The sequence below is a fragment of the Yersinia nurmii genome, from assembly GCF_001112925.1.
Classification (GTDB): domain Bacteria; phylum Pseudomonadota; class Gammaproteobacteria; order Enterobacterales; family Enterobacteriaceae; genus Yersinia; species Yersinia nurmii.
This window is the reverse complement of sequence record NZ_CPYD01000017.1, coordinates 1-12,608: the sequence shown is the minus strand read 5'-3', so window position 1 is coordinate 12,608 and position 12,608 is coordinate 1. Positions and strand designations below refer to the sequence as shown.

Here is a 12,608-nt window from a genome sequence, read left to right as displayed (position 1 = left end):
TATAAAGCGTGGAGAACACCATGAGCGCAAGCGAGGAAATTCAAACCCCGCCACAACCGCAAAATAAAAAGAAGCAGCGCAAGAATATACTGATTCTCTTGACGGTTATTTTTATCATTATTGGGGTAGCTTATCTGGTTTACTGGTTCCTGGTGCTGCGTCACCATCAGGAAACGGATAATGCCTATATTTCCGGTAATCAGGTACAGATTATGTCCCAGGTTCCTGGCAGCGTGGTTAGCGTTAACTTCGAAAATACCGATTTGGTAAAAAGCGGTGATGTACTGGTCACTCTTGATACCACCGATGCTGAGCAGGCTTTTGCCAGAGCAAAAACCGCGCTGGCGAATAGCGTGCGTCAAACCCACCAGCTCGTGATTAACGGCAAGCAGTATCAGGCCAATATCGAGCTAAGAAAAACTGAACTGAAAAAAGCGCAAAGCGATCTAAAACGTCGTGAAGTGCTGGGCGCGGCAGATGCCATTGGTCGGGAAGAATTGCAACACGCCCGCGATGCGGTAGAAGCGGCCAAAGCAACGCTAGACGTAGCGGTACAGCAATTTAATGCCAATCAGGCCATGGTTTTAAATACGCCGCTGGAAAAACAACCGGCCATCGAGCAGGCCGCCGCGCAAATGCGTGACGCTTGGTTAGCATTGCAACGCACCAAAATTGTCAGCCCGATCACCGGTTACGTTTCTCGTCGCAGCGTGCAGGTTGGCGCAGAGATCGCCAGCGGTACGCCACTGATGGCCGTGGTTCCCGCCAATGAGCTGTGGATCGACGCCAACTTCAAAGAAACCCAATTGGCTAATATGCGTATCGGCCAACCGGCTACCGTAGTCACTGACTTCTACGGCGACGATGTGGTTTATCAGGGCAAAGTGGTCGGTCTGGATATGGGGACAGGCAGCGCCTTCTCTTTACTGCCAGCACAAAACGCCACCGGTAACTGGATAAAAGTGGTACAGCGCCTGCCGGTGCGTATCGAGCTGGATGCCAAACAGCTGGCGGAGCACCCGTTGCGTATTGGTCTGTCTTCCGTCGTTCGGGTCGATACGGCTAATCAGGATGGATTGGTTCTGGCCGAAAGCGTACGTAAAAAACCCGCCTTCGAAAGTAATGCGCTTTCTCTGGATCTGGCACCGGTTAATCAAATGATTGCCGATGTGATCCAGGCGAATGCCAGTTAAGCCCGCCGGAGGCTAATGTGGCTCAAAAACCCCTAGAGGGCTCCAGACTCGCCTGGATGACGGTCGCGCTCTCGCTGGCGACTTTCATGCAAGTGCTGGATTCCACTATTGCTAACGTGGCAATACCGACCATAGCAGGCGATCTGGGGTCCTCGAACTCACAGGGCACCTGGGTTATCACCTCGTTTGGTGTGGCGAACGCAATCTCGATCCCCATCACCGGCTGGCTGGCGAAACGAATTGGTGAGGTTCGCTTATTTCTGTGGTCAACCGCATTATTTGCGCTGGCCTCTTGGCTGTGCGGCGTTTCCAATAGTTTAGGCATGCTGATCTTCTTCCGCGTGATTCAGGGGCTGGTTGCCGGTCCGCTGATCCCGCTGTCGCAGAGTTTGCTACTGAATAACTACCCCCCAGCCAAGCGAGGAATGGCCCTGGCACTATGGTCGATGACCATCGTGGTCGCCCCGATCTTCGGCCCGATTCTGGGCGGTTATATCAGCGATAACTATCATTGGGGCTGGATCTTCTTCATCAACATTCCAATTGGGATCGTGGTGATTCTGGTCGCGATGCAAACCCTGAAAGGGCGGGAAACTAAAACCGAAATCAAACCGATCGATACTATCGGATTGGTACTGTTGGTGGTCGGGATCGGAGCCCTGCAGATCATGCTGGATCAGGGCAAAGAGCTGGATTGGTTTAACTCCACCGAAATTATCGTCCTGGCATCCGTCGCGGTGGTGGCGATTTCCTTCTTAATTGTCTGGGAGTTGACCGACGATCATCCGGTTATCGACCTCTCGCTGTTTAAATCGCGTAACTTTACTATTGGCTGTCTGTGTATCAGCCTAGCCTATATGTTGTACTTCGGCGCTATTGTACTGCTGCCGCAGCTACTGCAAGAGGTCTATGGCTATACCGCCACCTGGGCCGGATTAGCATCGGCTCCGGTCGGGATTTTGCCGGTGATACTGTCGCCGATTATCGGGCGTTTTTCTCATCGTATTGATATGCGCCAGCTAGTGACATTCAGCTTCATTATGTATGCGGTTTGTTTCTACTGGCGGGCATATACGTTCGAGCCGGGAATGGATTTTGGCGCCTCAGCGTGGCCGCAGTTTGTGCAAGGTTTCGCTATTGCCTGCTTCTTTATGCCACTGACCACTATTACCCTGTCCGGGTTAGCGCCGGAAAGAATGGCGGCAGCGTCCAGTTTATCTAACTTTTTACGAACGCTGGCGGGATCGATTGGTACTTCAATCACCACCACGCTCTGGACTCAGCGCGAGTCTCTTCACCATTCCCAGTTAACGGAGTTTGTAAATCCGTATAACCCGAATTCGGTGCAGACCTATCAGGAATTGGAAAAGTTAGGCATGAACCACCAGCAGGCCTCGGCCTATCTGGCACGGGAAATAACCAATCAGGGGCTGATTATTTCGGCTAATGAGATTTTCTGGCTGTCGGCTGGGGTGTTCCTGCTACTACTGGCGTTAGTGTGGTTTGCTCGTCCTCCGTTTACCTCCGGTGGGAGTGGCGCCGGTGGCGCCCACTAAATCAGGTTGATTCATGACTCTCATGCCGCTCGCTTATCAACGAGCGGCATTTTTTTGCCAATCACACCACAAGTATCTATCGCTATCTTCTGAAACTGATATCGTCATCGATCACCGTACGCGGACTGATCGGCACTCTCTCGGGCTTAGCTAACGTAAGTTTATGGAAGGTAATTTTGTCCCGCCAAACTTTAGTCAAAAACTCGCCCATAACCTGAATAGTAAACTGCTCTCCTGGACAACGGCGATAGCTAAAACCAAAGGGAGCAAAACCAGCGTAATCGCATACCGGCTGTTTTTTATCATCAATGACGCTAAATACCGTCCCAAATCCGCTGTTGGTCACGGCCATATTGCGACCATCGTTTACCGGCATTGAGGTAATATCGAATGGGCAGCGAGCCAGACCAATACGCTTGCATTCTTCTTCGGTGATTTCCGCGCTGGTCGGCACCTTGAGATAACGGTCAGGATCAAATTTCTCCGGCTGCTCCCAGTGAACCGGATTGAAGCTACTGCTGGTATGAGGCGTATTGATATAGCTATGGCGCTTCAGAGGCAGGCCAAAACGCTCGCCATACACTTTATGCTGCACATCCTCTACAACGGAAACACTGCGGGCGTTTGGCGAAATAGTGCGGAATAACTCCATAACCAATAGATCCAACGGCGTGTAGGCCGCGTCTTTAGCATGATGATAATCCCCGCTCATGGTTTTCTTAAAGGCAGCTTTTACCGCCGGATCGCCATTATTTTCGCTGAGATTCATCATGATGCCATACAGCGTTTTGCCCCATTGATTAAAAGCAACAAAGTTATGGAAGCACTCAAAAACGATATCTTTCTTGCTGAAATTATCATTATTTTCGGAGTTTTTTAGCCAATACCAGGCCAGCGTTTTTTGCGGTTCGGCAACGCGTCCGGTTTGAATATCATCCACGCGTTCATCAATCCATTGTTTAAGATAATCAATATTGTTGCGAACCCTCATATAATGTTCGTAGACAATGGGTTGAAGAGGATCGCGATAGGCCAGCACGGCATTAAAAGATTCACCGACTTCACGAACCTTTTGAGGTACCGCCTGCCCTTTAACGCCTAAATGCAGATCCCAATACACGTCGACATAATTATCCGCGTAGTGACGCATAAAAGGTTTATCCGCAAATTGCGGTTCCATTAACAGATCGAAAAATGCCGCGATTTTTTCCTGATACATTGGCTGATACAAATCGGGCGTCACCGCGGAATAATATATGCGCTTACGCATATTATGTTCCCCACGCTCATCCAGCCCTTGCAAAAATACGGTTTCTCCTTCGGATGGCGTTGGTTTCCAATCCTTATACAGCAATCCCCACAGATCATAGGGCAGCGCATTTTTCTTGCTGAGACTAAGGCCAATCATCGGCAACATCGGTTTTTCACCGTCATAGAAACGACTCAGAAAGAAAGGAATAACCGCATTCTCAACGTAATCGGAATTAAAATTGGCTGGAACCGTTTTACGGAAACGGGCTAATGCCCCTTCAACTTCATCCGTCAGCGGTAATGACGCATTTTCTACCGCATTGACCGACGCTGTTCCGGCCGTTAAACCCAGAGCCGCCGCCCCTTTCAAAAATGCACGCCTTTCCATGAAGCTCTTCCTCACATTCAAATAAATTAAATTAGGATGATTAAAATCGGGGAAATACATTATTTTGATGATATAGCATGCGCTAATAGCGAGTTTTGACATAATTCCCGCCAACACGGCATAAGAATCATGATATTGTTTTTAAAGAATTTAATTTAAATCCCCATATGAGATTGCATATATTAATCAATCTAATTGCATAGGCAGCGATTTACATCATCACAAATGATGATAGCTGTCATTTCTAATTTAGCTGTTTTTATCGACTTAATTTATTTTAATATTTTAATTAAATATCGATTAATTAATTATTAGCAACTTAATCATTAAGTTATCACACAAATTATTTATCTTACTTTTAAATATAAAAAATAGAATTAACAAAAGAAATAAATTAACACTCTCACTTATTTATCAATTAGTCGTCATTTTGAATAAAAAACAGTGTCAGCTGAGTTTGCGGGGAAATAAATGAAGACAGGATGATACTGAAAGGATTGAACATTTAACATGTTGCATTACAAACAAATCAGGCCCAAACATCGTTTGAGCCTGACTGGATTAGCGGGTTATAACCCGCTAAATAAACGCAACAAAATCACTGGCAGTGCGGTGCTACGCAAAGCTCAATGGCTTATTCGCCGCTGTTCTGACGCCACCATTCGGCCAGTAAAATACCGGTTGCAACGGAAACGTTCAGGCTTTCTACCCGACCAGTCCCGCCGATAGAAACGCTGAGATCGCCCTGCTGCCACGCGCTGTCCGTCAGACCATCACTTTCCTGACCTAACACCAATACCATTTTGGCAGGCAGCTCGGCTTTCGCCAGAGTCGTCCCTTTATGGCTGGAGGTGGTCACAATGGTGTAGCCCGCGTTACGGAAGGTATCCAATACGGACAGGAAATCATCGGCGTTAATCGCTTTGATGTGTTCCGCGCCGCCTTCTGCGGTACGCACTGCCGCACCGGACTCCAACATTGCCGGATCTTGCAGCAATACGCCGTTAATACCGAAATGCGCACAGGTACGCATAATTGCGCCCAGATTGTGCGGATTACCCACTTCTTCCAACGCCAATACGCAATCTTGTTGCGGAGCCTGTTGCAGATAAGTTTCTGCGTCCAGACCCTGGCGTTTTTTGATCAGGAAGCATACGCCACCGTGATGCTCGGTGCCGGAGGCCTTCGCCAGTTCTTCTTCATCAACCACGTGATAAGCCTTGCGGTTTGCCGCCATCCATTTCAACGCTTCGCGAAAGCGCGGCGTAACAGACTGCACAAACCAGGCGCGAACAATGGCATCAGGACGGCTGTTAAACAGCGCCTGACAGGCATTTTCACCATACACACGGGTTTCTTCCGCACGCTGACGACGCAGCTGTGCCGGATCGATATGGCTCTTACCGCCGATACCGCCGTGATCAAACTCAGGCTCTTCGGACGGCGCACGGGAAACGGTCTTCCACGGTGAGTCGTAAGAGCCGCTATCTTCAGAACGGGCCGGACGGCGAGGACGATCGCTTTCATTACGGCCTGAATCACTACGACGAGAGTCACCACGACGTGAATTGTCCTGACGTGAGCCATCCTGACGTGGATTGCCCTGATGCGAACCGCCCTGACGTGCGTTATCCGGACGGCCTTTGCCTGCCGGACGCTTGTTTTTGTTACGGTCGTCGCTGCTGCTCTCGTCACTACGGACGTACATCACTTTAACTTTGCCGTTTTTGCCACTAAATGAATCGTTCATTGTCTTCTCCACCAACGCGCAGGGCGCGAAGATTACCTGATGTCCGCCCGGTAAGCCATAAGTGAGCGCTAAAAGCCGGCAACTATCGTATTCATCGAATAAACCTTTTTGGCGATAACAGCATTTGTCATCATAATAGATAACATAAACGAAACAACACCGTGGTCAGAGCCGCGCTCTCCCACGCTAAAACCACTTAATACTGTTGTTTCCTGCTCTCTTTACCCAAGAATTAAGGCTAATTTATGAATACGGTATGCACAGCATGTATGGCGACCAATCGCCTGCCGGAAGAACGTATTGATGATGGCGCTAAATGCGGCCGCTGTGGTCATTCGCTGTTTGACGGCGAAGTGACCAACGCCACCGCAGAAACGCTGGATAAACTGCTACAGGACGACCTCCCGGTTGTTATCGACTTTTGGGCACCCTGGTGTGGACCGTGTCGCAGCTTTGCGCCAATCTTTGAAGATGTGGCGAATGAGCGCGCAGGCAAGATCCGCTTCGTCAAAGTGAATACCGAAGCGGAACCTGCTCTCAGTACGCGTTTTCGCATTCGCAGCATTCCCACCATTATGCTGTATAAAAACGGCAAAATGGTCGATATGCTCAGCGGCGCACTGCCTAAAGCCGCCTTTGCAGGCTGGCTGGATGAGCAACTGGCGCAGTAATCAGTTTATCTTAGCGTTAGTTTAACCCATTTCGAGTTAATCATCGCGGTTAACTCCACCGCTCCGGCCGAGAATGTCTCTGTCGGGGCGTTTGTTCTATCCCTGTCCCCAAGGGTTGATTAGAATAGCGCTTTTTCTCAGGAGTCAGTCGTGACTGATACCCCAACTGCCGCCGCCGTTATGACTGAAAATGCCGTTCTGCGCCTGCGTAAACAACGCCTCGACGCTTCGACGCGCCCTTACCGCGCCCGCGGTTGTCGCGCCATTCGCTGTCAAAACTGCCTGCTGGCCGAGCGTCTGTGTCTGTGCGACACCATTAAACCATTACAGGCCACCAGCCGTTTTTGTCTGGTGATGTTCGATACCGAGCCGCTAAAACCCAGCAATACCGGCCGTTTGATCGCCGATATTCTGCCGGACACACAGGCCTTCCTGTGGGCCAGAACTGAAGTAGACCCAGCGCTATTAGCAGCCATTGCCGATCCTTCCCGCCAGCCTTATGTCGTGTTTCCCGAAGCCTATGCCGAACCGGATCGACAGGTTCTTAATAAGATGCCAGCAGGCGGTAAACCACCGCTGTTTATTTTGCTCGACGGCACTTGGACAGAAGCAAAGAAAATGTTTCGCAAAAGCCCATATCTTGCGGGATTACCGATGCTTTCTCTTAACGTCAGCATGACTTCAAACTATCAGCTACGTGAAGCCCAGCGACCAGAACAGCATTGCACCGTTGAAGTTGCTGCCGCTTTGCTGGCGCAAGCAGGCGATCTGCAAGCGGCGGAAGGACTGAGCGCACACTTTAACTATTTCAGGCAACAATACTTAGCGGGTAAACCTCACCATCCAGTGCCACGGGTCACAGCAATTCTGCCAGAAAACAGCTAAAGTCTCTCAGGCAACCTTTAGCAGGTTAACTAACAGGAGACGCCATGAGCCAACGAGGATTAGAAGCACTGTTACGCCCCAAGTCGATTGCGGTTATCGGTGCCTCTGAAAAACCGGAGCGGGCGGGCTTCCTGATGATGCGTAATCTGCTGGACGGCGGGTTTAACGGGCCCATTTTACCGGTCACGCCAGGCCATAAAGCGGTCAGCGGCGTATTGGCCTATCCCGATATTGCGTCCCTACCGCTAACACCAGATTTAGCCATTCTGTGCACCAATGCCAGCCGCAATCTGTCACTTTTAGATGCCTTAGGCACCCGAGGCTGTAAAACCGTTATTATTCTGTCCGCGCCGCCGGATCAATTCGCCGAGTTAAAAGCCTGTGCTCATCGCTATAACATGCGCTTACTTGGGCCAAATAGCCTTGGGCTACTGGCTCCGTGGCAAGGACTGAACGCCAGTTTCTCTCCAGTTCCGATTCAAAAAGGCAAGCTGGCATTTATCTCCCAGTCGGCGGCAGTGGCCAACACTGTGCTGGACTGGGCACAGCAGCGAGAAGTCGGTTTTTCCTACTTTATTGCGCTGGGCAACAGTTTGGATATAGATTTGGATGACCTGCTTGATTTCCTATCTCGCGATGCCAAGACCAGCGCTATCATGCTGTATATCGAGCATATCAGCGACGCCCGCCGCTTTTTATCCGCCTCTCGCAGCGCCTCGCGTAATAAACCCATTTTGGTAGTAAAAAGTGGTCGAACTCAGCGTGCTCAGCAGTTACTCGACGGTCAGCAAGGGCTGGACGCCGCCTACGACGCAGCAATCCAACGAGCGGGTTTACTGCGAGTGCAAGACACACACGAATTATTCTCTGCAGTCGAAACGCTCAGTCATATGCGCCCGCTGCGCGGTGAAAAGCTATTGATTGTCAGCAACGGCTCTGCGCCAGCGGCGATGGCTCTGGATGAATTGATTAGCCGTAACGGCAAGCTGGCGACCTTATCGGAACAAACTCATAGCGCGCTAAGCCAAGCACTACCGCCGTTTGTCACTATTCGCAACCCAATAGACCTACGGGACGATGCCAGTGCCGAACGCTATCTGGCGGCGGTCAGACCATTATTGGACAGTACAGATTATGATGCCCTGCTATTAATTCACTCCCCTAGCGCAGCAGCTCCGGGTAATAAAACAGCCGAACTGCTGATCTCCGCCATCCAGCAACACCCGCGCGGAAAACGAATTACCTTGCTAACTAATTGGTGTGGCGAATATTCCTCTCAGGACGCCCGCCGTATGTTTACCGAAGCGGGAATACCAACTTATCGCACCCCTGAGGGGGCGATTACCGCTTTTATGCATATGGTGGAATACCGCCGTAACCAGAAACAGTTAAAGGAAACGCCCGCTCTACCGGTAGGACTAACAGCCAATACCACTCACGTGCATCAGTTAATTCGTCAGGCGCTGGCGGACGGCACCACGCAATTGGATACCCATGAAGTGCAGCCCATTCTGCAAGCCTACGGCCTTAGCATCCTGCCAACTTGGATTGCCAGTGACAGTGTGGAAGCGGTACATATCGCTGAACAAATTGGCTATCCGGTAGCAATCAAACTGCGTTCACCGGATATTCCCCATAAATCGGAGGTTCAGGGGGTCATGCTCTATCTGCGCACTGCGATAGAAGTACAGCGCGCCGCTGACGATATTCTCGATCGGGTTAAGCGTACTTATCCGCAGGCACGTGTTCATGGCCTGCTGGTACAAAGCATGGCTCACCGCGCTGGCGCACAGGAACTGCGGATTGTTGTGGAGCAAGATGCTATTTTCGGCCCGCTGATTATGCTGGGGGAGGGTGGCGTAGAGTGGCATCAGGAAACGCAGGCAGCGGTTGCTCTGCCGCCGCTGAATATGGCGCTGGCTCGCTATCTGATTTTACAGGCGGTAAAAGGTGGAAAAATTCGCCGACGGGGCGCACTACAACCTCTGGATATTCCGGGTCTTAGCCACTTACTGGTGCAGGTTTCCAATCTGATACTCGATTGCCCAGAGATCACCCGCCTGGATATTCACCCAGTGCTGGCCTCCGGCAGTGAATTCACACTATTGGATGTTTCTATGCAATTGGCGCCAATTAGCGGCGATCCGCAAACTCGCCTGGCCATTCGCCCCTATCCACAAGAACTGGAAGAACAGGTGCGCCTGAAAGACGGTTCCACCTGCCTGTTCCGCCCAATCCTGCCAGAAGACGAACCCTTGCTGAAAGACTTCATTGATAAGGTGACGAAAGAAGATCTTTATTACCGCTATTTCAGTGAGATAAACGAATTCAATCACGATGATTTGGCGAATATGACGCAAATCGACTACGATCGAGAAATGGCTTTTGTCGCAGTGCGTTCACAACATGAAAACAGCGAAATCATCGGTGTCACTCGCGCCTTAAGCGATCCAGACAATATTGACGCCGAGTTCGCAGTTCTGGTTCGATCCGATCTGAAAGGTCTGGGGCTAGGCAGCCGGCTATTGGAGAAAATGATTCACTATACCCGTGGCCACGGTTTAACCCGTTTAACTGCCATTACCATGCCGCACAATCGCGGGATGATCGGGCTGGCACAAAAGCTGGGATTCAGCGTTGACGTACAGTTGGAAGATGGAATCGTTAATCTCGAATTAACGCTGTGATTTATTGACTCATTTATGCCCGATAAATTTCACGCGGTGGCCAAACAGCAACGTTGCGAATTTGCCAAAGCTTAGCTCGCGAAGTCATTGGATTGAAAGCAAGCAGCCAGCGTGAAAGATGACGAGCATAAGGGTGACCGAGGCCACAGAGCTTGTCGATTAGCTAACCCGCAGGCAAAACTTACGCACAATACGGGTAACTAGTGGTATTATCGCCAGATTCTATGGATTAGTATTCTTAAGCTATGGCGGTTTTGCCATCAAATAACGAGAGAAGAAGCGCACTGTGATGTTGTCAAAATTCAAACGTAGCAAACATCAACAACACCTTGCACAACTGCCCAAACTCCCCCAGTCAGTTGATGATGTCCAAACGCTTTACTGCCCAAAGGTTTTCCGTGCAACTCTGCTGGAATTAATTGCTCAGGCAACCCAACGTATTTATCTGGTCGCGCTGTATCTGGAGCAAGATGATGCTGGTCGGGACGTCATGCAGGCACTTTATCAGGCGAAACAACAGCGGCCTGAGCTGGAAATTTGTGTATTAGTTGACTGGCATCGTGCCCAGCGTGGCCGTATTGGTGCTGCTGCGGTTAATACCAACGCCGATTGGTATTGTGATATGGCGGCGCAGCATCCGGGCGTTGCCGTTCCTGTGTATGGCGTACCGGTAAATACTCGCGAAGCCTTGGGTGTCCTACATCTGAAAGGTTTTATTATTGATGATAGAGTCATTTACAGCGGAGCCAGTATTAATGATGTTTATCTGCATCAGCACGATAAATACCGTTATGATCGCTACCAGTTAATTAAAAATCCGGCCATGGCGAATGCAATGGCGGAATACATCAAGCAACAGATCCTAGGAGCCGGTGCGGTACAGCGCTTAGATCGTAGCGATCGTCCGAAAAACCCTGAAATAAAAAACGAGACCCGCCAATTCCGCTTGTCCCTGCGTGATGTCGGTTATGAATTTACGGCTCGAAGCAGTAATGATGAATTAGCCGTGACCCCGCTGGTTGGCTTGGGAAAGAAAAGTCCGTTAAATAAAGCAATACATCATCTGATGTGTTCAGCCGACGAAAAACTCACTATCTGCACGCCTTACTTCAATCTGCCCGCACTGCTGGTACGCAATATCATTTATTTGCTGCGCGAAGGTAAACAGGTTGAGATTATTGTCGGAGACAAAACGGCAAACGATTTCTATATTCCGGAAGATGAGCCTTTCAAGATCATCGGAGCTCTACCTTATCTGTATGAAATAAATCTGCGTCGCTTCCTCAGTCGCTTACAGCGCTTTGTGGATAATGGCCAGCTTGTGGTTCGACTATGGAAAGACGGTGATAACACTTATCACCTAAAAGGCATGTGGGTAGACGATACCTGGCAGCTGATTACGGGTAATAACCTGAACCCGCGAGCCTGGCGTCTAGATCTAGAAAACGCTATTCTGATCCACGATCCCAAGCATGAAATGCACGAACAGCGGGCGAAAGAGCTAGAATGCATCCGCACGCATACCAAAGTTGTTTCCCACTACCTTGAGCTAGAAAATATTCAGCAATATCCGGTGAAAGTCAGGAAACTGATTCGTCGCTTACGGCGTATTCGTATCGACCGTTTAATCAGCCGCATCCTGTAAATTTCGATGTTCAGATAGCAACCCGGTTAATAGCCGGGTTTTTTATTGGCCAAATTAAAGTGATGGCTGACGACTTTGCCATCAATATATTTTGGCTTCGTCGGATCTAAATCTGACTATTAAAGAAACGCTAATTTTTAAAGCTTGGTCTACCGTAAATACGGTCTCCGAAAGGAGACTGATTTTATCCCGCGGCTACCGCAGCTATTTTATTGCCCTTCATCCAGTTTCTGATCGGTTTCGGTCATGGAATTGACATGCTACTTTATCTAAAGGCTGGTTTATATTTCATCTATAAAAGGAATACTCCATGGGGCAATGTTTATCTCTCCGTTCGGCCATCATCGCCCCCCTATTCTTTCTGAGCACTGCCTGTACCCACATGGCCAACGATAGCTGGACGGGAAAAGACAAAGCTCAGCACTTCTTCGCCTCTGCTGCTTTTGCCGCCGCAGGCACGGCATATGGCGAGCACCAGAATTGGTCAGATGCCCGCAGTCGCAGCTTTGGCTTATTGTTCTCTATAGGTATAGGTGCAGGGAAAGAGCTCTACGATAGCCGCCAGGGCGGTACAGGCTGGAG

9 protein-coding genes are annotated in these 12,608 nt (G+C 49.9%); 7 read left to right on the top strand and 2 right to left on the bottom strand.

The window, feature by feature from the left end; genetic code table 11:
* Positions 1–20 precede the first annotated feature (20 nt).
* Together emrA and emrB are read left to right on the top strand one after the other, a co-directional pair.
* A complete protein-coding gene (gene emrA, locus AD970_RS17270; protein ID WP_049601923.1) occupies positions 21–1,193 on the top strand; it encodes a multidrug efflux MFS transporter periplasmic adaptor subunit EmrA in 1,173 nt (390 codons plus the stop codon).
* 17 nt (positions 1,194–1,210) lie between these two features.
* Positions 1,211–2,749, top strand: coding sequence for a multidrug efflux MFS transporter permease subunit EmrB (gene emrB / locus AD970_RS17265; RefSeq protein WP_049601920.1), 1,539 nt, complete (start codon positions 1,211–1,213; stop codon positions 2,747–2,749).
* Between the two features lie 82 nt (positions 2,750–2,831).
* On the opposite strand, the gene AD970_RS17260 is transcribed toward emrB, so the two are convergent.
* Both AD970_RS17260 and AD970_RS17255 read right to left on the bottom strand, forming a co-directional pair.
* A complete protein-coding gene (locus AD970_RS17260) occupies positions 2,832–4,388 on the bottom strand; it encodes a twin-arginine translocation signal domain-containing protein (protein WP_049601918.1) in 1,557 nt (518 codons plus the stop codon).
* A 634-nt stretch (positions 4,389–5,022) separates the two neighbouring features.
* Positions 5,023–6,138 (bottom strand): tRNA/rRNA methyltransferase, encoded by a 1,116-nt coding sequence (locus AD970_RS17255; RefSeq protein WP_049601916.1) that lies wholly within the window; start codon positions 6,136–6,138, stop codon positions 5,023–5,025.
* A 245-nt stretch (positions 6,139–6,383) separates the two neighbouring features.
* Here AD970_RS17255 and trxC point away from each other — a divergent pair, with 245 nt between their 5' ends.
* From trxC to AD970_RS17230, 5 genes are all read left to right on the top strand, one after another.
* Complete coding sequence (gene trxC, locus AD970_RS17250; RefSeq protein ID WP_072080681.1) at positions 6,384–6,809, top strand: thioredoxin TrxC; 426 nt, start codon at positions 6,384–6,386, stop codon at positions 6,807–6,809.
* 150 nt (positions 6,810–6,959) lie between these two features.
* On the top strand, positions 6,960–7,694 hold the full coding sequence (locus AD970_RS17245; RefSeq protein ID WP_408068311.1) for a tRNA-uridine aminocarboxypropyltransferase: 735 nt from the start codon (positions 6,960–6,962) through the stop codon (positions 7,692–7,694).
* 44 nt (positions 7,695–7,738) lie between these two features.
* The gene (locus tag AD970_RS17240) at positions 7,739–10,381 is read left to right on the top strand and encodes a bifunctional acetate--CoA ligase family protein/GNAT family N-acetyltransferase (RefSeq protein ID WP_049601911.1); all 2,643 of its coding nucleotides are present in this window, start codon (positions 7,739–7,741) and stop codon (positions 10,379–10,381) included.
* Positions 10,382–10,673: 292 nt separating this feature from the next.
* Positions 10,674–12,026 (top strand): CDP-diacylglycerol--serine O-phosphatidyltransferase, encoded by a 1,353-nt coding sequence (pssA, locus tag AD970_RS17235; protein ID WP_408068312.1) that lies wholly within the window; start codon positions 10,674–10,676, stop codon positions 12,024–12,026.
* Positions 12,027–12,336: 310 nt separating this feature from the next.
* On the top strand, positions 12,337–12,608 hold a 272-nt coding region (locus tag AD970_RS17230; RefSeq protein WP_049601905.1), incomplete at its 3' end, for a YfiM family lipoprotein.